Origin of the sequence: Janthinobacterium sp. HH104 (genome assembly GCF_001758715.1) — a bacterium.
Taxonomy (GTDB): domain Bacteria; phylum Pseudomonadota; class Gammaproteobacteria; order Burkholderiales; family Burkholderiaceae_D; genus Janthinobacterium; species Janthinobacterium aestuarii.
Genome location: NZ_LRIB01000027.1, coordinates 150,194 through 173,602, shown reverse-complemented (window position 1 = coordinate 173,602; position 23,409 = coordinate 150,194). Strand labels below are relative to the sequence as shown.

Here is a 23,409-nt window from a genome sequence, read left to right as displayed (position 1 = left end):
TTTTCTCACCCCGAAAGCAAATTCCGGGGTCAGACCCGGCGGGTCTGACCCCAGCATTTACGCTGTTGGGGTTCTTTCTGCATTCCCCGCTCCCATGCCCCTGAAAATCTCCCGCATCCTGCACGCCGGCTATGTCTTCGAATGCGAAGGCACGGCCATCGCCTTCGATCCTATCGTCGAAAATCCGTTCAGCCGCAACTGCCACGCGTTTCCGCCCGTGCGCTTCGACCTCGACGCCGTGCGCCGGCTGCGCTGGGATGCCGCCTTCATCTCGCACTTCCACGACGACCACTGCTCGCTCGACAGCCTCGATGTGCTCGACCGCGCCACGCCCATCTATCTGTACTGCGTCTTCGACGAACTGTTCGCGATGCTGCGCGCGCTGGGGTTTACGCAGGTGCGGCGCCTGCACGTCGACGTGCCGGTGCAGGTCGGTGCCATCGAGGTGATCCCGCGCCGCGCGCTGGACGACGATGTCGACTCGCTGTTCCAGGTGCGCGCGGACGGGCTGAACGTGCTGAACGTCGTCGATTCCTGGATCGGCCCCGAGACTTTGGCGCAGTTGGCCGCCTTTGCGCCGTGGGACATGGTGCTGTGGCCATTCCAGACCATGCGCGAAATCGCCGTCATCGCGCCATCGCAGGCGCAGCCTGGCCCCGTCGAACTTCCCGACGACTGGGTGCCGCAGCTGCGCGCGCTGGCGCCCCGGTACATCGTGCCCAGCTCTTGCCAGTTCGTGCAGGAAGACTGGTCCTGGTACAACCATGCGATGTTCCCGATTACCTATCGCCGCTTTGCCGATGAAATCGGCGCCGCGCTGCCCGAGGCGCACATCTTCCGCCTTGATCCGTCCACCTCGGTGCTGCTCGACGCGCACGGCGTGACGCCAGCTACGCCGCTGCCCTGGGTCATCCCCGTGGGCCCGCAAGACGTGGATTTCGACTACCGCCCCGAGGCGCCGCCGCCCGCCACGGCGGACATCGCGCGCCACTTCGCGCCCTTGAGCGATGCCGACGCGGCGCTGGTGTTCGATTTCTGCCGCCACGGTTTGCTTGAACGCTACCGTGACATGGAGCTGTCCGAGGATAGCTACTTCCAGGCCCCGCGTTTGTGGCGATTGTCGCTGTACGGCCATGACGGCGTGGCCACCATCCTGTATTACCGCACCCACGGCGACTTGATCGACCTCGTGCCGGACACGGGCGAGGCGCCCGGCTGGACCACCGAGGTGCCGCTGGTGAAATGCCATGCGGCGCTGGTGCTCGGTGAATCGCTGACGTCGATGTACATGCGCATCAACGATGGCCCTTTCGATGCCGAAGCGCGGGCGGAGCTGGCGGAAGCCGACATCGTCGACGACCCGCTGATCCGCTGCCTGTTCAACGACGCCATCGGCGCCTACCAGGCGGCGCAGCTCAAACGCTTGCTGGCCCGCTGAAGAAAGTCGCGCGACAGAGTAAGATAGCTGCTTCTGACTAGAACGGGAAAGACACCATGGCACAAGACAATGAAACGGCAATCCTGGCCGGCGGCTGCTTCTGGGGCGTGCAAGACTTGCTGCGCCGTTATCCGGGCGTGATCGCCACGCGCGTGGGCTACAGCGGCGGCGACGTGGCCAACGCCACTTACCGCAACCATGGAACGCATGCGGAAGCGATCGAGATCATCTTCGACCCGGCCACCATCAGCTACCGCAAGATCCTGGAATTCTTCTTCCAGATCCACGACCCCAGCACGGAAAACCGCCAGGGCAACGACCGCGGCACGAGCTACCGTTCAGCCATCTATTACACGAACGACGAGCAGAAAAAGGTAGCCGAAGACACCATCCGCGACGTCGACGCCTCCGGCCTGTGGCCCGGCAAGGTGGTGACGGAAGTGGCGCCGGCCGGCCCGTTCTGGGAGGCGGAACCCGAGCACCAGGATTATCTGCAGCGCTTGCCGCACGGCTACACCTGCCATTACATCCGGCCGGACTGGGTGTTGCCGCAGCGCGGGCAGTAAGGAAGCAGATATGCGTTACTGGCGCGTCGAGCGGCGGCAGGCGGAAGGGCAGCTGGACTTCGGGCGTACCCTGGAGCTGATGGCTGCCATCGGCCATGCCGACGTGAATGCCGTCGCCGGGGCTATCCTGAAGACGGTCAGCACGGTCGCGCCGATTGCCCAGTGCACGATCTTTGCCTATGAATTCGGCAATCGGCCACGGACCGTCGCCGTGGCCGACCGGCGCGGTGGACGTTTCCTGCAAGATATTGCCGACAGCTACGCGCGCCATTACTACGCGCTCGACGGCAACCAGCGCGTGATCGCGCCGGCGCCGGGACGGAAAATCGATCCCGCCATCGTGCTGCACCAGCAAGCCAGCGACGAGATCGACCATCCGGGCTACCGCGCCGCCTGCTATCAAAAACCGAATGTCTCGGACCGGCTATCCCTGCTGGTGCAGCCGGCCGGCGATATCTGGCTCTCCGTCAATTTCTACCGCGACAGCAGCCAGGGCCAGTTCCAGCCCGCCGAAGTGGCCGGCATCGAAACCCTGTCACCGCTGTTTGCCCATGCCGTCAAGCACCACTACAGCCTGAACGGCCAGGCCGCGCAAGGCGTCGCTCCCATGATGCTGGCAAGGCTGCGCCAGCATTGCCCCGCCTTGAGCAAGCGCGAACTGGACGTATTACGCTGCGTGCTCGAAGGCCTTACGGCCGTGGAAATCGCCGAAACCATGGGCGTGCAGCCGTCCAGCGTGACGACTTACCAGAAGCGCGCCTATAAGCGCCTGGGCATTTCCAGCCAGCGCCAGTTGTTCGCCCTGTGCATGGCGCCAGCGCCTTAGTACTTTTGGCGTAGCAATGGCTCCGCCTTTCTGACTGTTTTAGCCGCAAAATGTCCCCAAAATGGGGACAGCCGCCGGCATCGCCGTCTGCATACTGTGTTTCAAGCCGGGATCACCCGGCCGCTCTCACCCAAGAACAATAACAAGGGGAGGGCGACACCTTATGGAGACAAGCATGACCATCGCCAAAGCGGCCACCCCCGCCACTGCGCCCGTCCCTGACGCGGCCGCCGTCCAACTGGAACAGCAGGTGATGCGCAAGGTATCGCGCCACCTGCTGGGATTTCTGTTCCTGCTGTTCGTGTTTTCCTTTCTTGACCGCATCAATATCGGCTTTGCCGGCCTGACCATGATGCAGGACCTGGGCCTGTCCGGCACCCAGTTCGGCTTTGCCACCACCCTGTTTTACATCGCCTATATCGCGTGCAGCATCCCCAGCAACATCGTGCTGGCGCGCATCGGCGCGCGTAAATGGATAGGCAGCATGATGATCGCGTGGGGGCTGGCCTCGACGGCGACCCTGTTCGCCAGCGGCCCGGCCAGCCTGTATGCGCTGCGCTTTTTAGTGGGCGTGACGGAGGCGGGCTTTCTGCCCGGCATGCTGCTGTACCTGACGTACTGGTTTCCCAGTGCCTACCGGGCGCGCGCCAATGCCCTGTTCATGATCGCCATGCCCGTGACGGCCGCCATCGGTTCGGCCTTGTCGGGCCTGATCCTGGGCCTTGATGGGCACTGGGGCTTGAAGGGCTGGCAATGGCTGTTCTTGCTCGAAGGCATGCCATCCGTGTTCCTGGGGCTGGCCGTGTATGGTTACCTCGACGACTCGCCCAACAAGGCAAACTGGCTGAGCAAGCTGGAACAGCAGGTGCTGGCGCGCATGCTGGCGGCCGAGCACAAGCCGGTGGCGTCCCAGCAGAAGACTTCGGTTCTGACCGAAATGCTGTCGCCCACGATATTGAAATTCGGCGTCGCCTATTTTTGCCTGGTGAATACTCTGGCGATGGTGGCCGTGTGGACGCCGCTGATCGTGAAAAGTTTTAACAGCAATGCCAGCAACACGCAGATCGGTCTGCTGGCCGCCATTCCGCAAGTATGCACCGTCATCGGCATGATTGCCTGGGGCCGCCGCTCGGACCGCTTGCAGGAACGCCGCTGGCACATCGTCTGGCCCATGCTGCTGTCGGCCGCCGGCTGGCTCTTCACCGCGTATTCGGCCAATCCCATCGTGCAGCTGCTGGGCGTATGCATGGCATCGACGGGCGCGTACACGGCCATGTCTGTCTTCTGGACCACGCCGGACCGTGCCCTGAGCCTGGGTGCGCGCGCCATCGGCATCGCCGTCATCAATGCCACGGGCAATATCGGCTCGGCCCTGAACCCCGTCGTCGTGGGCTGGCTGAAGGATTTCACGCACAGCTTTGCCACGGGCTTGCTGTACGCCAGCGTGCTGCTGGTGGCGGGTGCTGCCATCGTGCTGACCCTGCCCATCGCGCGTGGCGGCAAAGAACAATCTTGATTGAAGAGGACCTATCATGAGCGACACGTTCCACCCTTATCCCCATGTGCCGAAGGTGTACCCACCCGGCAAACCGGCCGGTGCCGCCACGCAGCACGTCCCGGTGCTGATCGTCGGCGGCGGCCCCGTGGGCCTGGCCACGGCCCTGGGCCTGGCCCGCCACGGCGTACGCAGCGTGCTGATCGAAGCGGACGATGGCGTCTGCACGGGCAGCCGCGCCATCTGCATCTCGCGGCGCAGCCTGGAAATCATCGAACGCCTGGGCGCGCTCGACGGCTTTATCAGCAAAGGATTGCCGTGGGCCGGTGGGCGCAGTTTTTACCGCGACGAGGAAGTGCTGCACTTCACGATGCCGCAAGACGCGAACCAGAAGCTGCCGCCCATGGTCAACCTGGCGCAATACCATATCGAGCAATTCCTGCTCGATGCGGCCGAACGCCAGCCGGAGCTGATCGACATCCGCTGGCAAACGCGGGTCACTGGCGTGGATCGGCGCGCCGATGGCGCCACGGTCACGGTGGCCACGCCCGACGACACTTACCGGATTGACACGGACTGGCTGGTGGCGGCCGATGGCGGGCGCAGCGTCGTGCGCGAGGCGCTGGGCTTGAAATTGCAGGGCACCAGCTATGAAGGGCGCTATGTGATCGTCGATATCCACCTGAAGAGCGAGCGCCCGACGGAACGTCTCGCGTATTTCGACCCGCCGTCGAATCCCGGTTCCACCGTGCTGGTGCACAAGCAGCCCGACGATATCTGGCGCATCGACTATCAATTGCGCGATGACGAGGATGCGCAGGCGGCCGTGCTGCTGGAAAACGTGGCGCCCCGCGTAGACAGCTTGCTGGCCATGATGGGGGAGACACAGCCGTGGCATCCCGTGTGGATCACCATCTATAGAGCCAACGCATTGACGCTGGAAAAATACCGGCACGGCCCCGTGCTGTTCGCTGGCGATGCGGCCCATCTGGTGCCCATCTTCGGCGTGCGCGGAGCGAACTCGGGTATCGACGATGCGGACAACCTGGCCTGGAAGCTCGCGTACGTGGTCAAGGGCCAGGCGCCGCAGGCCTTGCTCGACAGCTATTCGGACGAGCGCGTGTACGCCGCCCATGAAAACCTGCGCCACGGCACCAAAAGCACGGAATTCATGGCGCCGCCCACGTTCGCCTTCGATCTCATGCGCACGGCCGTGCTGGGCCTGGCGGGCAAGCACGCGCACGTGCGCTCGCTGATCAACCCGCGCCAGACGAGCGCCATCGCGTATGCGCAGTCGGCCTTGAATGCGCCAGATAGCGCGACGTTTGCCGCCGGCCCCGCGCCGGGCACAGTCTTGCCCGAGTGTCCGCTGGCGCTGCTGCACAACGGCGGGCAAAAAGCGGGGTATATTACCGATCTGGTGAACCGCACTGATGGCGATTTCACGGGGCTGTACTTCAGCGACGATGGCTGCGTGCCTGCGGAACTGCTGGCGCTGGGCGACATTTTGCCGCTGACTGTCGTGGCGATCACCCGCAGTGGCGCGCAAGAGGGTGCCTGGGACCACACGGCCCAGGTATTCCCGCTGTTCGATGCGAAGCCAGGCAGTTTTTACCTTGTGCGCCCGGATGGCCATGTACTGGGGCGCTGGCGGCAAGTGCAGGCGGAGCAGGTGGCGGCAGCGCTGGCTAAATCCGGGGTCAGTCCCTTCGGGAGCGGTACGCGCCCCATTGGGGCGTGCACCCCCGCCGGGTCTGACCCCAGCACTTTGCGCAGCGGGTCAGTAAAAGTTATTAAGGAGATAGCATGACCGACATCGAACTGGACAATCTTTACACCGAGCTATGCCACACCATGGGTGGCCTGGGCGAACAGCGCTCACCCCTGTTCCTGGCACGCTTTGCCTTGCTGGCCATGGGCGCCATCGGCAAGGCTGACGTGGTGCAGGGCTTGCTGCGTGACGCGGCCGACGGCTTGGCGGAGCGCGCATGATAGGCGCCGGCTACCAGAGCGGCTTCGGCAACGAATTTGCCACGGAAGCCATCGCGGGCGCCTTGCCGCAAGGGCAGAATTCGCCGCAGCGGGCACCACTGGGCCTGTACGCGGAGCAATTGTCGGGCACGGCCTTCACGGCGCCGCGCGCGCAGAACCGGCGCTCGTGGCTGTACCGCATCCGTCCCGCCAGCCAGCATCCGCCATTCACCCTGGTGGAAAACACCCGCATCGTCAGCGATTTCCATGCGATGCCGCCCACGCCACCGAACCAGCTGCGCTGGGATCCGCTGCCGCTGCCCGACAGCGCGACGCCAACGGACTTCATCGACGGCTGGCAAACGATGGCCGGCAATGGCAGCGCCGAAACGATGAGCGGCTGCGCCATCCACGTGTATGCGGCCAACCGTTCCATGCAGCGCTTTTTCTATTCGGCCGATGGCGAATTGCTGGTCGTTCCGCAGGAAGGCCGGCTGGCCATCGCCACGGAACTGGGCTTGATCGAGCTGGAACCGCAGGAAATTGCCGTGATCCCCCGCGGCGTGCGCTTCCGCGTGACCCTGCCCGACGGCGCGGCGCGCGGCTATGTCTGCGAAAACTTTGGCACGGCCTTCCGGCTGCCGGACATGGGCCCCATCGGCTCGAACGGCCTGGCCAACAGCCGCGACTTCCTCACGCCGCACGCGGCCTACGAAGACATCGATGGCGAGTGCGAACTGGTGGCCAAGTTCGGCGGCCATCTGTGGCGCACGACCCTCGACCATTCGCCGCTGGACGTGGTGGCCTGGCATGGCAATTACGCGCCCTACAAATACGATTTGCGCCGGTTTAACGTCATCGGTTCGATCAGCTACGACCATCCGGACCCGTCGATCTTCCTCGTGCTGCAGGCACCGAGCGAAAATCCGCTGCTGGGCGCCATCGATTTCGCCATCTTTCCGCCCCGCTGGCTGGCGGCCGAACATACGTTCCGGCCGCCCTGGTTCCACCGCAACGTGGCCAGCGAATTCATGGGCCTGATCCACGGCGTGTACGACGCCAAGGCGGCCGGTTTCGTGCCGGGCGGCGCCAGCCTGCACAACTGTATGTCCGGCCACGGTCCCGATGCGCAGACGTTTGAAAAGGCCTCGCACAGCGACACGAGCACGCCCGTGAAGGTGGCCGATACCATGGCCTTCATGTTCGAGACGCGCACCATCCTCAAGCCGACGCCATTCGCCTTGAACGGCGAACTGCTGCAGAATGACTACTTCGAGTGCTGGCAAGGCTTGCGCAAGCATTTCGATCCGGACCAGGCTTAGTCAAATGGCGGTCAAGCGGCCCGCGCCAGCGTGTGCGGGTTGCCGGGCAGGCCGCATTGCCTGCTTGCTTGCCGCAGCAAGGTTCGGGCCCACGCCCCGCATATGCAAAATCCGGATAAGCTAGCGCGGCACCATTCGTTCACGCGGGCGCTTTGTACGCGTTATAGTCGGCCCATGGAACTCTTAGCCCACAATTTCAGCAGCGATTTCGCGCGCAGCGCCCACCTTGCCCGTGGCGCCGGCGATGACGGCGACAGCGAGGCGCTGGTCGCCTTCCGCGACCCGCAGCAAATGAGCTTGCTGGTGCGCGCCACGGCCTTTGTCTTTGCCGATCCCCGCTCGCGCCAGTTGCACGAGCTGATCGAGCGCATCGCCCCCAGCGAGGCGACAGTGCTGATCACGGGCGAAACGGGCACCGGCAAGGAACTGATTGCGCGCCACGTGCACGGCTTGAGCGGGCGCGCCGAACAGACCTTTGTGGCGATCAACTGCGGCGCGTTTTCCGAAACCCTCGTCGAGAGCGAACTGTTTGGCTATGAAAAAGGCGCGTTTACGGGCGCGCAGCAGGGCAAGCCGGGCTGGTTCGAGACGGCCAGCGGCGGCACCCTGTTCCTCGATGAAATCGGCGACCTGCCGCTGGCGATGCAGGTCAAGCTGCTGCGCGTGCTGCAGGAGCGCGAAGTGGTGCGCCTGGGGGCGCGGCGCGCCATTCCCATCGACGTGCGCCTGATCGCGGCCACCAATGTGGACCTGGCCGAAGCCGTGCGGGCCGGGCGCTTCCGCGAAGACCTGTATTACCGGCTGCAAGTGATCGGCCTGCCGCTGCGTCCCCTGCGCGAGCGTCCGGGCGACATCATGCCGCTGACACGCCACTTCATGGCCATCTATGCGCAGCGCCTGCACCTGGGCGAGGTGGAACTGGGCCTCGATGCGCAACAGGCCTTGCTCGCTTATCCATGGCCGGGCAATATCCGCGAACTGGAAAACGTCATCCACCGCGCGCTGCTCGTCTGCCGCAGCGGCGTCGTGCGCGCCGAGGACTTGAGCTTGTCGGGCTGGCACCGCGCGCCTGCCGCCGCACCTGTCTCTGCGCCTGTTCCAGATGCCTGGGCCGGCGGCGCCGACATCGCCTACGCGGCCCATGGCGCGGCCTGCCAGGACGATATGCTGGCCGCCGAGCGTTTTGCCCGCGCCTGGCAAGCCTTGCTCGACTCGGGCGAAGCCGTGGAATTCGAAGCCATGCAGCAGGAACTGGTGCGCGCGGCGTGGGAGCGCAACGAGCGCAACCAGGTGCGCACGGCGAGGCATTTGAACCTGAGCCGCAACATCCTGCGCACCTTCTTGAAAAAGGCGGGCGCCATCGACTAGCCACGCGACTTGGCCAATGGAGCCGGACCCGCAGCGATGCGGCTCCGGCTTTTTTCATGGCTGCTGCGCGCGCAACACATTGCTGCCGTGGCTGCAGCCGGTTGCTGCGCAAGCAGCAGCTTCGGGCGCCGATGGGTGTCTAGCGCATGGCATGTTTTCTGCGAGGAGGGAAGGGCAGATCGCTACGCACGATGCGCCGCGACCTTTTCTTCGACCCACGACAGGAGTCCATGCATGACCATCGAATTCATCTGGCAATTGCCCACCAGCGGCGACGGCCGTTACGCGGCGCCCGGCATTTCTCGCCGGGGCGAGCGAGCCGCTGGCGCGCCCAGTCCCTTGCAGGCCGGCGTGAGTGACCCGCGCGGCGTGCGTCCGCCCTTCAATTATTTCGATTACCTGCACCAGATCGCCCGCGCGGCCGACCTTTCCGGCTTCGACGGCATCCAGATACGCCACGATACGCAGGGCGATGAAAGCTGGATCGTCGCAGGGTATTTGGCGCGCAGCACGCGGCACCTGAAACTGATCGCCGAATTCGACGCGGCCTGGGGTTCGGCCGTGTATGCGGCGAAGAACGCCGTCAGCTTCCAGCGCTTTACGGGCGGACGTTTCGCCTGGCAGATCGGCCACGGCGGCGATGCCGCAGCGCGCCGGCGCCAGGGCGACGCAGTGCCGGACGCGGACATTCTGCCCCGCATCGATGAATTCATCACGGTGGCGTGCGGCGTGCAGAATACGTCACCGTTCAGCTTCAAGGGCAAGTTCTTCGAGGTGCAGGACGGCGGCTTCAAGGGGCCGCTGGCGAACCATCCCATTAACACCATCTACCTGAATGGGGACAGCCCGGAGGCGCTGGCCCTGTCGGCGCGCCAGGCCGACGTGCACGTGTTCGACGCAGCGCCCGTGGCGGCCCTGCAGCCTTCCATCGCCAGCCTGCAGACGCAGGCGCGCCAACTGGGCCGCACGGTGGCGGCAGGCGTGCGCATCGACGTGCTGGCCCGCGAAACGTCCGACGAAGCACTGCGCGATGCGCGCCGCTACCGCAGTGGCGCGGGGCTGCCCGACGATAGTGCGTTTGATGGCGGCACCGTTGCCTTCTGGCCCGGCTTTGCGCAAGCGCAGACGGGCGCCCGTGGCGCCCTGGTCGGCAGCTACGAGCAGGTCAGCGCCGCGCTTGAAGCGTATGCGCAGGCGGGGGTCTCCAGCTTCGTGCTGGCGGCCATCCCCCATTTCGAGGAAGCCTACCGCATCGGTGAACACGTGCTGCCCCGCGTGCGGGCGGCGTTGTACACGCAACGGCAAGCGGCCTGAATCCCCTAATTTGAAGGAGTACCACTACATGGCAATCGATTTTTTCTGGCGCATTCCCACGCATGGCGAACCGAGTTCGCACCGCGCCCGCACGCCGTTTCGCGGCGACTGGTTTCCCGGCAATGACAACCTGCGCCAGGCCGGCCTCGGTGGAGGCGGCGCCGACGGTTTTACGTATATCGACTATCTGGCGGAAATCGCCCGCGCGGCCGAGCTGTCGGGCTTTCAGGGCGGCCTGATTCCTTCGTTTCCCATGACGGACGAACCGTGGGCCATCTCCGCGCTGCTGGCGCGCGAGACGAGCACCTTCCGCTTCATGATCCCGTTCCAGCCCGGCTTCCTGAACCCCGTGGTGGCCGCGCGCATGACGGCCAGCCTGCAGCGGGCCACGGGCGGCCGCGCCCTGTACAACGTGATCACGGGCGGCGGCGGTCCGGCGCAGCTGTGGTGGGGCGATTCGGCCGGCCACGACGACCGCTACACGCGCACGACGGAATTCCTTGACGTGGTGCGCGGCGTGTGGCGCGGCGGGCCGTTTTCATACCAGGGCAAGTTCTACCAGGTGGAAGACGCGGGCCTGGCCACGCCGCTGTCGGAGCAGGATTTCCCCGAGATTTATTTTTCCGGCTCATCCGACGCGGCCCTCGGTTCCGCTTCCAAGCATGCCGATTACTACCTGACGTGGCTGGAACCGTTCGAGCAGCTGCGCGAGAAATTCGCCCGCGTGCATGAAAAGACGGCGCTCTTGGGCCGCAAGATCAAATGCGCCGTGCGCGTCGACATCGTGGCCCGCGCCACGGAAGAAGAAGCGTGGGACGAAGTGCGCAAGGGTTTTGACGCCGTGGACCCCGCCACCCTGCGCCAGTTCCTCGGCGCCGATGGCGGCGATTCCGTGGGCGCGGCGCGCCAGCGGGGCAACCGCCCGACGACCCTGAACAGCTATAAGGACTTGATCACGGCGCCGAACATCTGGTCCGGCTTCAACTTGCTGCGCGGCGGGCAGACGCAGGGCATCGTCGGCAGCTACCAGCAGGTGGCCGAACGCCTCGACGAACTGGTGCAGCTGGGTGCCGACGCCTTCATCCTGGCCAGCACGCCGCACCTGGAAGAAGCGTACCAGGTGGGCGAGGAAGTGCTGCCGCTCGTGCGCGGACACACGTCGGCACTCTTGCGCGCTGCCTGATCCTTTCCCTGTTGGCGCGACAGCAGCGTCACCGCCTGCTGTCGCGCAGGCAGCACGCGGCAGCGCCGCTGCTGCCAAATCAACAGCACTATCATGATGATAGTCTTCCTTTGAAATCAATCACTTGAGCACGATTTTGCTGCGCTGCGGCAGCGGGCATGCGCCTTGCAATACAGGTCATCACCATCTCGCGTTTTGACTTTACTCAAGGATAATTACCCATGCGCCGTTCGACTGCCCCCGCCGCCGTTTCTTCTTTCCCCTTTCATTTGACGCCGGTGCGCCGCGCGCTGCGCTCGGCCTTCGCCATCGGCGGCCTGATGCTCGCTTCCAGCATGGCCCATGCCGAAGCGCCCGGCGCCGATGCCATTGCCGCGGCCGACGCGAACGGCGGGGGCGAGGGCGCCTCCCTGCAATCGGTGACGGTGACGGCGCAGAAGCGCGAGGAATCGGCGCAGAAGGTGCCGAGCGCGATCACAGTCCTCGGTGGCAAGGAGCTGCTCGACACGGGCATCGGCCGCTCGGCCAGCGAAATCCTCAACTACGTGCCGAACGCCTCGGCCGGCACGCAGCAGCATGGCCGCCCCCGCTGGTGGATACGCGGCGTCGGCGCGGGCCAGCAGCAGATCGATTTCCCGAATCCCGTCGGCTTTTACCTCGACGACGTCTACATCAGCAATTCCAGCGCCACGGGCTTTCCCCTGTTCGACCTGGACCGGGTGGAAGTGCTGCGCGGCCCGCAAGGCACCTTGTGGGGCAAGAACACGACGGGCGGCGCCATCAACGTCATTTCGCGCAAGCCTTCGTTCAAGTCCAGTGGCTACGCCAAGCTTGACTACAGCAGCTACGACACCAAGCTGGCCGAAGGCGCCATTGGCGGCGCGCTGGTCGACGAGGTGCTGGCGGGGCGTTTGTCTTTCCACACGGAGCAGCAGGACAAGGGCCGCTTCCACAACCAGTTTACGGGCGAGCGCGATGGAAAACTCAAGGACAGCGCCATTCGCGGCCAGCTCAAGGCCCTGATCGGGCGCGACCTGACGGCGAACCTGAACCTGCATTACCGCGACTACACGACCAAGGGCGCCACCACGACGGTGGCCAGCTATGGCGCCAATGGCGTCTACCGCAATGGCTACATCCCCAGCACCAATCCCGATGACGTGAGCACGAACGCACCGGCCGACAGCGACGTGAAACAGGGCGGCGCGCAGCTGAACCTGGAATATGCGCTGGGCGAGCTGACACTGACGTCGATCACCGGCTATGAAAATTTCAGGAACGAAGCGACGGGCGACAGCGACAACACGCCGCTGGAAGTGGGCCGCAGCCGCTCGAAGGCCAGCAGCCGACAAGTGTCGCAGGAGCTGCGCCTGACGTCGCCGCAAAACGGCGCCGTGAGCTGGGTGGCGGGCCTGTTCTACTTCAATGAAAAGATCGATTCCGATTCGGCCGGCGCGCGCCTGCCCAACGGCACCGTGCCGGCGCTGGCGGGCAGCACGCAGCCCGTCGGCTACAACCGCACCATCTACCGGCACAAGGCGCGCAGCGCGGCCATCTTCGGCAGCACGACCGTCAACTTCAGCGAACAGTTCCTGTCCACTTTCGGCCTGCGCTGGACGACGGAAACCAAGGACCTCGATTTGCAGCGCGTGCAGGCCGCATCGAACACGGTGACGTTTGGCGACGCAGCCAACTGGTGGAACACGGTCCGGGGCGGCAATTACGCTGCCGCCTCAGTCGCCAACAACAACTTCACGTCGAATCCCTCGACCACGTGGAACGCGCTGACCTACGACGTGACACCCGAATACCGCTTCAGCCGCACCTTGCGCGGTTATCTGAAATACGCGCATGGCATCAAGTCGGGCGGCTACAACACGAGCGCCACGGACGTGCGGGCCCTGAACACGGTCAAGCCCGAAACCCTGAACTCGTTCGAGGCGGGCATCAAGTCGGAATGGCTGGATGGACGTTTGAATTTCAACGCCAACGTTTTTCACTATGACTACAAGAACGTGCAGGTCAATATCACGGGCGTGTACAACGGCGACCCCACGCAAAGCGTCAATTACCTGCAAAACGTGCGCAAGGCTCACGTGAACGGCGCGGAATTCGAGATCGAGGCGCAGCCGACGGACAACTTGCACATCAACGCCAATATCGGCCTGCTGCGCACGGAATTCGACGATTTCGCCATCCAGAACAATGGCGGCGACCGCTCCGGCAATGAATTCGTGCGCTCGCCCCATGTGACGGCCTTGCTGGCGGCCGAATACCGCTACCCGCTGGGCAATGGCGCGCAGCTGGTCTTCAGCGGCGACGTGCGCTACACGTCCAAGCAATACTATTATGTCGACCCGCAAAACGCCGCGCGCGACCTGCTGAACCAGGGCGGCTTCGCGCTGGCCAATGCGCGCCTGTCGTATGTGCTCCCGGGCGGCAAGCACCGCATCACGGCGTATGCGAACAACCTGGCCGACAAGGTCTACCGCAACCACACCTTGACCAGCTTCGTGCCGGGCGCCGTCAACGGCGACACCGTCATCATCGGCCAGGGCCGCACGGTGGGTGCGTCCTACACGATCCAGTTCTGACCTTGACTGCCTGATGTAGAAAGGCCGGCGAATTCGCCGGCCTTTGCGTTTTCCCGTAGGTCGGCTTAGCGCAGCGTAAGCCGACAACACCAAACTAGGCCGCCACCCGCAGCAGCGCCTCCAGCCGCCGCTGCGCTTCCTCCAGCGGCCGCCGGTCGATCCAACTCTCGATATCCACGTCGCGGTCAAGAAAACCGTGCTGCAGCTGAAAATCCTTTTGCTGGCGGAACAGCGCCACCTTGTCATCGGACAGGTCGGGCGCCAGGGTCAGATGAAAACCGTCGCGGTAGGCTTCCGCCACGGCGTCGGCGCCGGCCCGCGTCTCGCCCTGCAGGATGGCCAGCACGTCGGCCTGGTGGCTGCGGGCCCAGTGCGCGGCGCGCAGTGTCTGCGTCAAAAAGCGCACGACCAGTTCGAAATGCTGCTCCAGCATTGTTTCATGCACGGTGATCGGCCGCGGCGTGCCGTTATTCACGCGGAAGCGCCGGTCCGGCAGGGCGTCGATGTCGATCCCCACTTCCAGTCCCGCCGCGCGGGCCGCTTCGGCCGCCGCCGCGCCTTTGACGTAGACGGCATCGACTTCGCCGCGCAGCAGCGGCGCGATGCCTTGCCACAGTCCCGCGCCGAGATTGGCCGATGCCTGGGCGTCGCCTCCCACTTCCACCAGCCGTACATCGTCCAAGGTGAGGCCGGCCGACGCCAGCACGCCCTTGTAGCCGGCCAGGCTCATGCCGCGCGCGATGCTGCGCCCGCGCCGGTTTTCGCGCAAGTCTTCGGCGCGAAACGCTGGCAGCGCCAGACGCTTGTCCTGCAGCTGCGCCGGTGTCGTGATGCCGGAACCGGGGCGCACGAGGATGGCTTGCCATTCATCGATCCACGTCAGGCCGATCAGGCGCGTGGGCGCCCCTTGCGCGCGCGCGGGCAGGGCCAGCAGGTTGCCGCCTTCGCGCACGAGCGTGGACAAGCCGTGGTCGTAATGGTGGCGCGCCAGTTCGCCGCCCACTTCCTGCAGGGTTTTCAAGGCGATGCCGTCGCGGGCGAATTCCTCGTCCAGCCAGCCCAGTTTATAGGCCAGGCCCGTGGCCGTGGGCACGGGACAGCGGGTGAACCAGACGGTATCGGCAGCGGGAGATGGTGCGGTAGTCATGGGATTCCTTGGTGATGGGTGGAGCCTTGAACCGTGCAGGAAACGTGCCCGCGCCGCTTGCTGGCTTGCCGACAGCGCGCTTCCACAACGCTGCTGCCACGCCAGCAACCGCTGTTGCGCATGCAGCAGCGCCCCACCATTTTCGCGGCCCCGGCGCTGGCACGCGTCTTGCGAAAGTACAGGCATGACTGACCCGTATTCCAACCCAACCAAATGGAGCATGACATGACGGACGTGGCACAAGCGGAAGCACAACAAGTACAGGTGCAGGAGTTGACGGCGGCCGAACTGGCCTTCGTGGAGCAGGTGCGGCGCGACGCGCAGATCGCCTTCGACGGCTTGCGCGAGACAGGCAGCCTGACGGCCAACGGTACGGTGGGCTTTGTCGAGCGCACCCCTGGCGGCGACAAGGTCGTGGTGGTCAACGATCCGGGTCCGTTCCGCCGCGGCCAGGCATTGAAGGCGGCCGTGCTGGCGCTCGATGGCACGGTGATCGTGGGCGATGCGAACAACGGCGGCGCGCGTTACTTAAAACTGTTCCGCGAACGGCCGGAAGTCACGTCGATCTCGCACGTGCATTCGCCATCCCTGGGCGCGTGGGCGCAGACGCACCGCACGCTGCCGATCCGCTACGTGCCCGTGCAGCGCTTCCAGCTGATCCGCGAAATTCCCATCTATATCGACCGTCGCCAGCCGGAAGTCGATTTCATCCTCGGCGAAATCGCGCGCAATACGCATGCGACGGCCATCCTGGAAGCGAATGGCGGCGCCACCGTGTGGGGCAAGCAGGGCTTGCTGAAGCTGGCCGAGTTCATCCTGCTGCTGGAAGAAGGCGCGCAGATACAGATCGCGGCCGAAGCCATCGGCGGTTCGCGCGACTTCGGCCCCGGCGTGCTGCTCCAGCAATGGAAGATGAGCAAGCTGATCGACACGGCGCGCGCCTTGTCTTTGCTGCCTGCCACCGACCTCGTGTAACCCTTTCAAGAACAGGCCCACGATGTCATTGCAATTCTTACGTTTGAACTGGCGCAAAGTACTCGCTACCGCCGTTGCGGCCAGCCTGCTGGCGCCAGTGATCGCGGCGGCGGCCGCGCCGCAGCCGGCCGCCGTGCGCATCGCCGTCGTGGCCCGCACGGCGCCGTCCGGCAAGACCGTGTTTGCCGGCTCGGCCGCCCAGGTGGCATCCCAAGGCTGGCTGGCGGCCGAACTGGGCAAGCTGGGCGTAAAGCTGGAATGGGTGCCCGTCACGACCAATTCCGTGGCGACGCAAGTCAACGAAGCGTTTGCCAACCATTCGATCGACCTGGCCCAGTATGGCGATCTGCCGTCGATTATCGCCAATGCCTCGGGCTTGCAGACGCGGCTGATCTTGCCCGGCGGCAGCGCCAATAACACTTATCTGGTGGTGCCCAACGGCTCCACGGCGAAGTCGATCAAGGACTTGAAGGGCAAGAAGATCGCGCTACACCGTGGCCGGCCGTGGGAATATCCGTTTGCGCGCCTGCTGGAAGCGAACGGCATGAGCTTGCGCGATGTGAAAATCCTCAACCTCAATCCGCAGGCGGGTGCGGCGGCCGTGGCGACCGGTGGCGCCGATGCCTTTTTTACGCTCAGCGACGCCTTTTTGCTCGAGGATAAAAAGGTCGGCAAGATCATCTGGTCCAGCAAGGCGCCGCCGCAGGACTGGAAGATGCGCGCGGAGCTGTGGGCCGACAGCGGTTTCCTGCAACGCTATCCGCAGCTGGCCCAGCTCGTGGTGACGGCCTATGTGCGCGAGCACCACCGGGCCGCCGGCGCCGGTGGCGAAGACGAGTATGTGCGCACCGAGGCGGCCGCAGGCCAGGTGGAAAGTGTCGTGCGGCGCGAACTGGCGGGCGACCATACGCCGTGGCAGGCGCGCTGGTCGCCCCTGTTTACGGCCAGCCTGCGCCAGCATTACGTGGGCGAGGCGGCGTATGCGAAGAGCGCGGGCCTGATAGCGCGGCCCCTGCAAGTGGACAGGCTGTTCGCGCCCCAGTTCGTCAACCAGGCGCTGGCGCAGCTGAAATTGCAAACTTACTGGGCGCCATGACTTCCTTGACTATCGCCTTGCCGCGCGCCCCTGCGCCAGCGCGTGCGGCCTCTGTTCCCCGGCTGCAGCGCTTCGTGCGCTCGCCCTGGTCCGTGTGGGCGTCGCCGCTGGCCTTGCTGCTGCTGTGGACGGCCGCCACCACCTGGGAGTGGATGCCCGCGCACATCTTGATGTCGCCATGGCAAGTACTGCTGACGGCCCGCGACCTGGCCGAGAGCGGAGAATTGGGCCAGCACCTGGCCATCAGCCTGTTCCGCCTGCTGGCCGGTTTCGGCCTGGGCGCCAGCGCGGGCCTGGCGTTCGGCGTCGTGCTGGGCCTGTCGCCTGGCTTGCGCAGTTATGTCGACCCGACCTTCAATGTCTTGCGCCAGCTGCCCACAGTGGCCTTGATTCCCCTGTTTATCTTGCTGTTCGGCATAGGCGAGAGCTTCAAGGTGTTTATCGTCGCCAAGGCCAGTTTCTTTATCGTCGCGCTGGCCGTGCATGACGCCATCCGCAACCTGTCTGCGCGCTATTTTGAAGTGGCGCAAGTGTATTGCTTCTCGCGCTGGCAGCGCATCCGCCTGATCGTCTTGCCCGCCATCGTGCCGGCCGCGCTGACGGGCATGCGCATCGCCCTGTCGCGCTCGTGGATGGTGCTGGTGGGCGCGGAATTGCTGGCCGCCGACAGTGGCCTGGGCCAGATGATGGAAATGGGCCGGCAAATGTTCCGCCTCGACGTGGTGATGGTGGGCGTGGTGCTGACGGGCGTGATCGGCTTTGGCCTGGACCGGCTCTGCCACACGCTGGAAGCACGGCTGATGCGCTGGAAACGCGGTGGAGAGTCCAAATGAAGCAGCGTTTGATACTGATCATCAAGGGCGCGCTGTTGCCGCTGGCCTTGCTGGGCGCCTGGCAATGGGCGTCCGGCCAGGGTGCGGCGGCCGCCTACATTTTTGTCTCCTTGGGCGACCTGGCGCACAGCTTGCGCGATCTGGTCTTGACGGGCGAACTGTGGGTGCATTTGCGCGCCAGCCTGGGCAGGACGTTGGCCGGCCTGCTGCTGGGCGGCAGCGCCGGCATCGTCACGGGCGCGCTGATGGCGCAGTCGCCGCTGGCGGACCGGCTGATTGGCCCGCTGTTCCACAGCATCCGCCAAGTCCCGCTGCTGGGCCTGATTCCCCTGCTGGGCTTGTGGGCGGGCAATGGCGATGGCGCCAAGCTGCTGGTGATCGCCATCGCCGCCTTTTACCCGACCGTGCTCAACACGTATGCGGGCATGCGTCAGGTGGAAGGGCGCTTGCGCGAAGTGGGGCAGGTGCTGACCCTGACGCGCTGGCAGACCCTGCGCCAGATTCTGTTGCCGGGCGCCATGCCGGCCATCGTCACGGGCGTCACGCATGCGCTGGCGTTCGCCTGGCTCGCTTGCCTGGGCGGCGAACTGCTGTTTTCGGCTGGCCCCGGCATGGGTTCCTTGCTGCTCAACGGCGAAGTGTCGGGCCGCATGGACGTCGTCCTGCTGGCCGTGCTCGTGATCGCCTTGCTGGCGCAAGCGATGAACGTGGCGTTTGCGCGCCTCGCGCGTTTGCTGGTGAAGGGGCGCAGCAGTGAGTGAATCGTTGCCATTCCAGCCAGACGCGGCCGCCAGCGCGCGCGAAGACGAGCTGCGCGCCTTCTTGCTGCGCTTCATCGGCTTGACCCTGCTGTCGGGCGTGACCATCGGCATGAACAAGGTGCTGGCCACCTTGCTGGGGTTACATCTGCACGTGAGCAATTTCCAGCTGGCTGCGATCAGCAGCGCGGAAACCCTGGCCATGGCGCTCGGTACCATTCCTGCCGGCTATATCTTGTCACGCGGCAACCCCAAGCATTTGTACGCGGGTGTGAGCCTGAGCCTGGCACTGGCCTTCTGCGTGCTGCCGTGGCTGCCCGGCTGGCAATGGGTGGCCTTGCTGATGTTCTTGGTTGGCCTGTGCATCTCGCTGCGCATTGTAGCCATGAGCACCGTGTTTCTCGTGCGCTTGCCGGAATTGGGGCCGGGCAAGGCGGGCTGGTACAAGGGCACATTGATCCTCGGCATGCAGTTCCTCGGACCATTGTGCGGCAACTACCTGATCGCGCAGCTGGGGCTGAAGGCGGGCTTCTTCATTTCCGCCCTGATGTTCGCCATCCTGGCCGTGCTGGGCTGGCAAGTGTTGCCTGACAATACAGCACCGCGCAAGCAGGAGGGGCATGTTGCCGTACCCGGCGCGGCCAGCCTGCGCGAACTGCTGCGCCTGCCCGTCGTGCGCGTGACGTACCTGTTTGAAATCCTCGCCAGCTTCACGGCGTCCAGCGTGGGCGTGTTTTCCATCTTGCTGGCCATCCGCGTGCTGCACTGGCCTGCGCATCACTCCGTCTGGCTGATGGCCGTGCAGGGACTCAGCTGCGTGCTGGTGCTGCTGTTCTTGGGGCGCTTCGTGCTGGCCAGCCGCTACCGCGAGCAACTGTATGGCGGAGCGCACCTGGCCATCATGGCCGCCTTGCTGATCCTCGGCCTGTGGCCGAACAGCATCGCCTACCTGGCGGCCTCCGTGCTGCTGGGCCTGGGACTGGGCGTGAATAACCTCGTCAACACGGACAATATCGCCCGCGCGCCCGTCGACAAGGCCAGGATCTCGGCCCATTTGACCCTGTTCGGCATGGTGGGCGGCACGGCTGGCGCGCTGGCGGCGGGTCGTCTGGCGGACCTGACGGGCTTGCGCAATGTGTTCCTGATCTGGCTGGCTCCGTGGCTGGCCGCCTGGCTGGTTTTCCACGGCAGACGCTGGCTGCGCCGGGCGCCGCCCGCCGCCATTCCTTCCCTAGCCCCACCGCAGAGAGTGCGCCATGAATGATTTCGTTTCCCCTTCGGCCTTGTCGCCGCAACAGCAGCACCTGAGCGGCGGCTTGCAAGTGCAGCACGTGAGCAAGTCGTTTTCGCTGAAAGGTGCGCCGCTGCCCGTGCTCGACGATATTTCGCTGACCATCGCCCCGGGCGAATTCGTCGCCATCGTGGGCGCGTCCGGTTGCGGCAAATCCACCTTGCTGCGCCTGCTGGCGGGCCTGGACACCGATTACACGGGCTTGCTGCTGCACGATGGCGTACCGATTCGCGGCACGGATCTGCACCGGGGCCTCGTGTTCCAGGATCACCGCCTGTTCCCCTGGCTGACGGTGCAGCAGAACGTGGCCGCGGCCTTCAGCAATACCAAGGTGCCGCTGGCCGAGCGCGCAGCGCGTGTGGCGGCGGAAATCACGCGCGTGGGCCTCGATGGCTATGCGGATGCCTATCCGCATCAATTGTCGGGCGGCATGTCTCAACGGGCCGCCATTGCCCGCGCCCTCGTGGGGCGGCCCGACGTGCTGCTGCTGGACGAGCCGCTCGGTGCGCTCGACGCGCTGACCCGTTTGCGCTTGCAGCAGGAACTGCGCCGGCTGTGGCAGGACGAAGGCATCACCATGGTCATGGTCACGCATGACATCGATGAAGCCGTTTACCTGGCCGACCGTATCGTCGTGCTCGACGCGCGTCCCGGCAAGGTGCGCCGGGTGCAGGACGTGCCGCTGGCCCATCCGCGCCAGCGCGGCTCGCCCGGTTTTGTGTCCATCCGCGATGGCTTGCATGCGGATTTCAGCGACCTCGACGAATCGCATGCGCCCGTGGCGCAAGAGGAACACCCCAGCAGCTTGTGGGATGGCAATGAATGGGCGCGCAGGATGGCGCTGTAGTTTCTTTTTTGACTGGTCCACCCACTCTGGAGATACAAGATGAGCAATAACAATGCACTCGACACCCTGTGGTACACGCGCTGCCCCGTCCCGACGGGCCTGGGGATAGCCTTGCAGCAAGGCTGGCTGGAAGAAGCGTTGCGCGCCGAAGGCACCAGCTTGCGCTCGCTGCGCGAATCGGACCAGGAAGCCGTGCGCGAATCGCATTTTGACCATACCCTGCAAAATTCCGTGCGTCACGGTGGCAACATTCCCGCCCTGTGGGCGCGCGCGGCGGGACGCGAGACGCGCGTGATCGGCCTGTCGTGGTCGGACGAGACGCAGCTGATATTGACCCTGCCCGACAGCGGCATCCAGACCGTGCGCGACTTGAAGGGGCGGCGCTTCGGCTTGCCATTATGGGCCAAGGCGCAGATCGACTTTGCGCGCGCGCAAGCCTTGCGTGGGCTGGAAAATGCGCTGAGCCTGGAAGGCTTGAGCGTTGCCGACGTGGAACTGGTCGATTATGTGGTCAACACGGGCCAGAGCGAAACGGCGCCGGAGCAGGGCGCGGCGACGAATCTGTTCAGCGGTGCGCGGCGCGGCGGCCAAAGCCCGGAACTGCTGGGGCTGCTGCGGGGCGAGGTGGACGCCATCTTCCTGAAAGGCGCGTCTGCCGCGCAGCTGGCGCAGCAATTCGGCTTGCACACGGTGATCGACACGGGCATCCATCCGGAACCCTTGATCCGCGCCAACAACGGCACGCCGCGCACCTTGAGCGTCGATGCGCACCTGCTCGACAGGCATTTCAATTCCGCCGTGACCCTGGTCGACCAGGTGCTGCGGGCCGAAGCGTGGGCGCGCGGCCATGCGGACGAGACGCGGCGTTTCCTCGCGCGCGAATCGAATGCCAGCGAGCACTGGGTGCAAGTGGCGTATGGCAAAGATGCCCATCTGCGCTTGGACACGGACCTGGCGGAAACGTCGGTCGCGGGTTTGCAGGATTTCAGCGACTTTTTGTTCCGCTGGAATTTTTTGCCCAGCAAGGTCGACGTGCGCGCATGGATCGACCCCCGTCCTTTCGAGGCGGCGCTGGCGCAGACGCGCCGGGCGGCTTGAGCGGGAAGCACGTCAACAGTGGCCATGTTCGATGATGAGGAGAATGCGATGCGGCGACGCACGGTGATGGGCGGGCTGGCCTTGCTGCCCCTGGCGGGACAGGCGGTGTCGGCAGTGTCGGCAGCGAAAGGGGCGGGGGCGCCGCCTGCGGCCCTGCGCATCGCCTCGACGGGTTTTGCGGAAAACGGCAAGGCGGAACTGGGCGGCATCGCTTACCGGGTGCAGCAGGAAGGCTGGCTGGCGCGCGAACTGAAGCAACGGGGCGTGCGGCTGGAATGGCTGCCCGTCACGGGCGACACGGGCGCGACCATGAATGAGGCGTTCGCCAGCGGGCGCATCGACATGGCAGCGTACGGCGACTTGCCGTCCGTCATCCTCAACGCGGGCGGCGTGCGCACGCAGGTGATCGTGCCGGCGGGGCGGGGCACGGACCAGTTCCTGCTGGTGCCCAGCGGTTCGCGCGCGACGTCCCTGGCCGAGCTGAAGGGCAAGCGCATCAGTGTGCACCGGGGCCGGCCGTGGGAACTGGGCTTGCGCCAGCTGATCGCCGACCAGCGCATGTCGCCCACGGATTTTCGTTTGATCAATATGGATTTGAAGCCTGGCACGGCCGCGCTGGCCACGGGCGCCGTCGACGCCTTGTTCATGATCAATGGCTATCCGCTGGAAGACAAGGGTATCGGCCGCATCATCTGGTCCAGCAAGGGGCAGCCGGAACGCAAGATGCGGGCGGAACTGTGGGCGCGGCGCGACTTTACGCAAGCCCATCCCGACATCGCCGAACTGGTGGCCACGGCCTGGCTGCGGGCCCAGCACTGGGCGGCGCTCGATGGCAACCGCGAAGCGATCATCAAGGATGGCACGCGCAACGGCACGCCCGACAGTGTGGTGCGGCGCAGCTACGACGATCCGGGCCTGCAGTGGAAGGAGCGCTGGTCGCCCCTGTACGACGACGCCGTGTACCGCCATTACCGCCGGGTGCTGGCGTTTGCGCAGGAACAAAAGCTGATCCGCCAGCCCTTGACGGCGGAGGAATTGCTGGAACCGCGCTTCGTGGCGGCAGGCTTGAAAAAGCTGGGCCTGGCCAATTACTGGGAGCCGGCCAAGGTGTAGCGCCAGCGTGGGGCGTGGTTCAGTGCGGCAAGCATACACGTCCCGCCACATTGACCACGTCGTCGCCCGCATGCGCGCGCAGTTGCAGCAGCATCAGGGCCACGCCCAGCATCAGCGCCGCAGCGCAGAGTTTCTTGTGCATCGTCTTTCCTGTTCGTACGTTCGATGAGGTTT

The 23,409-nt window shown here is 65.2% G+C and carries 21 protein-coding genes; 19 read left to right on the top strand and 2 right to left on the bottom strand.

All coding sequences use genetic code 11. The annotated features are described in order from the left end of the window. The first annotated feature begins 94 nt into the window (after positions 1-94). From JAB6_RS09955 to JAB6_RS09905, 11 genes are all read left to right on the top strand, one after another. Positions 95-1,438 (top strand): MBL fold metallo-hydrolase, encoded by a 1,344-nt coding sequence (locus JAB6_RS09955; protein ID WP_070302643.1) that lies wholly within the window; start codon positions 95-97, stop codon positions 1,436-1,438. 56 nt (positions 1,439-1,494) lie between these two features. Next, on the top strand, positions 1,495-2,004 hold the full coding sequence (msrA, locus tag JAB6_RS09950; protein ID WP_070302642.1) for a peptide-methionine (S)-S-oxide reductase MsrA: 510 nt from the start codon (positions 1,495-1,497) through the stop codon (positions 2,002-2,004). 10 nt (positions 2,005-2,014) lie between these two features. Next, positions 2,015-2,830, top strand: a complete 816-nt coding sequence (locus tag JAB6_RS09945) for a helix-turn-helix transcriptional regulator (protein ID WP_070302641.1) — start codon at positions 2,015-2,017, stop codon at positions 2,828-2,830. 175 nt (positions 2,831-3,005) lie between these two features. Beyond that, positions 3,006-4,346, top strand: coding sequence for an MFS transporter (locus tag JAB6_RS09940; RefSeq protein WP_254671534.1), 1,341 nt, complete (start codon positions 3,006-3,008; stop codon positions 4,344-4,346). Positions 4,347-4,362: 16 nt separating this feature from the next. Beyond that, a complete protein-coding gene (locus JAB6_RS09935; RefSeq protein ID WP_083292639.1) occupies positions 4,363-6,135 on the top strand; it encodes an FAD-dependent oxidoreductase in 1,773 nt (590 codons plus the stop codon). Next, complete coding sequence (locus JAB6_RS09930; RefSeq protein ID WP_034755818.1) at positions 6,132-6,317, top strand: DUF2783 domain-containing protein; 186 nt, start codon at positions 6,132-6,134, stop codon at positions 6,315-6,317. Before JAB6_RS09935 ends, JAB6_RS09930 begins: the two co-directional genes overlap by 4 nt. Beyond that, a complete protein-coding gene (gene hmgA, locus JAB6_RS09925; protein WP_070302638.1) occupies positions 6,314-7,618 on the top strand; it encodes a homogentisate 1,2-dioxygenase in 1,305 nt (434 codons plus the stop codon). Before JAB6_RS09930 ends, hmgA begins: the two co-directional genes overlap by 4 nt. A gap of 174 nt (positions 7,619-7,792) precedes the next feature. Next, positions 7,793-8,986, top strand: a complete 1,194-nt coding sequence (locus JAB6_RS09920; RefSeq protein ID WP_083292638.1) for a sigma-54-dependent Fis family transcriptional regulator — start codon at positions 7,793-7,795, stop codon at positions 8,984-8,986. 234 nt (positions 8,987-9,220) lie between these two features. Further along, positions 9,221-10,300 carry an LLM class flavin-dependent oxidoreductase gene (locus JAB6_RS09915; RefSeq protein ID WP_070302636.1) on the top strand — a complete coding sequence of 360 codons (1,080 nt, stop codon included), beginning with the start codon at positions 9,221-9,223 and terminating at the stop codon, positions 10,298-10,300. A gap of 28 nt (positions 10,301-10,328) precedes the next feature. Next, positions 10,329-11,483, top strand: a complete 1,155-nt coding sequence (locus tag JAB6_RS09910; RefSeq protein ID WP_070302635.1) for an LLM class flavin-dependent oxidoreductase — start codon at positions 10,329-10,331, stop codon at positions 11,481-11,483. 221 nt (positions 11,484-11,704) lie between these two features. Then, positions 11,705-14,077, top strand: coding sequence for a TonB-dependent receptor (locus JAB6_RS09905; protein ID WP_070302633.1), 2,373 nt, complete (start codon positions 11,705-11,707; stop codon positions 14,075-14,077). A gap of 94 nt (positions 14,078-14,171) precedes the next feature. On the opposite strand, the gene JAB6_RS09900 is transcribed toward JAB6_RS09905, so the two are convergent. Next, the gene (locus tag JAB6_RS09900) at positions 14,172-15,224 is read right to left on the bottom strand and encodes an ABC transporter substrate-binding protein (RefSeq protein WP_070302631.1); all 1,053 of its coding nucleotides are present in this window, start codon (positions 15,222-15,224) and stop codon (positions 14,172-14,174) included. Between the two features lie 225 nt (positions 15,225-15,449). On the opposite strand from JAB6_RS09900, the gene JAB6_RS09895 reads away from it, so the two are divergent. From JAB6_RS09895 to JAB6_RS09860, 8 genes are read left to right on the top strand one after another with little or no spacing between them, the layout of a single operon-like run. After that, the gene (locus JAB6_RS09895) at positions 15,450-16,199 is read left to right on the top strand and encodes a class II aldolase/adducin family protein (RefSeq protein WP_070302797.1); all 750 of its coding nucleotides are present in this window, start codon (positions 15,450-15,452) and stop codon (positions 16,197-16,199) included. A 22-nt stretch (positions 16,200-16,221) separates the two neighbouring features. Continuing rightward, positions 16,222-17,295 carry an ABC transporter substrate-binding protein gene (locus JAB6_RS09890; protein ID WP_070302630.1) on the top strand — a complete coding sequence of 358 codons (1,074 nt, stop codon included), beginning with the start codon at positions 16,222-16,224 and terminating at the stop codon, positions 17,293-17,295. Next, complete coding sequence (locus tag JAB6_RS09885) at positions 17,292-18,128, top strand: ABC transporter permease (protein ID WP_083292637.1); 837 nt, start codon at positions 17,292-17,294, stop codon at positions 18,126-18,128. The genes JAB6_RS09890 and JAB6_RS09885 overlap by 4 nt, the downstream gene beginning before the upstream one ends. Continuing rightward, entirely contained in the window at positions 18,125-18,889 is a 765-nt protein-coding gene (locus tag JAB6_RS09880) for an ABC transporter permease (protein ID WP_070302628.1), read from the top strand. Before JAB6_RS09885 ends, JAB6_RS09880 begins: the two co-directional genes overlap by 4 nt. Beyond that, positions 18,882-20,150, top strand: a complete 1,269-nt coding sequence (locus JAB6_RS09875) for an MFS transporter (protein WP_139143336.1) — start codon at positions 18,882-18,884, stop codon at positions 20,148-20,150. Before JAB6_RS09880 ends, JAB6_RS09875 begins: the two co-directional genes overlap by 8 nt. Further along, positions 20,143-21,024 carry an ABC transporter ATP-binding protein gene (locus tag JAB6_RS09870; RefSeq protein ID WP_070302624.1) on the top strand — a complete coding sequence of 294 codons (882 nt, stop codon included), beginning with the start codon at positions 20,143-20,145 and terminating at the stop codon, positions 21,022-21,024. The genes JAB6_RS09875 and JAB6_RS09870 overlap by 8 nt, the downstream gene beginning before the upstream one ends. 39 nt (positions 21,025-21,063) lie before the next feature. After that, on the top strand, positions 21,064-22,122 hold the full coding sequence (locus JAB6_RS09865; protein ID WP_070302622.1) for an ABC transporter substrate-binding protein: 1,059 nt from the start codon (positions 21,064-21,066) through the stop codon (positions 22,120-22,122). 48 nt (positions 22,123-22,170) lie between these two features. Continuing rightward, entirely contained in the window at positions 22,171-23,235 is a 1,065-nt protein-coding gene (locus JAB6_RS09860; protein ID WP_070302795.1) for an ABC transporter substrate-binding protein, read from the top strand. 19 nt (positions 23,236-23,254) lie between these two features. On the opposite strand, the gene JAB6_RS29865 is transcribed toward JAB6_RS09860, so the two are convergent. Further along, the gene (locus JAB6_RS29865; protein ID WP_256267169.1) at positions 23,255-23,377 is read right to left on the bottom strand and encodes a hypothetical protein; all 123 of its coding nucleotides are present in this window, start codon (positions 23,375-23,377) and stop codon (positions 23,255-23,257) included. Positions 23,378-23,409: the final 32 nt, after the last annotated feature.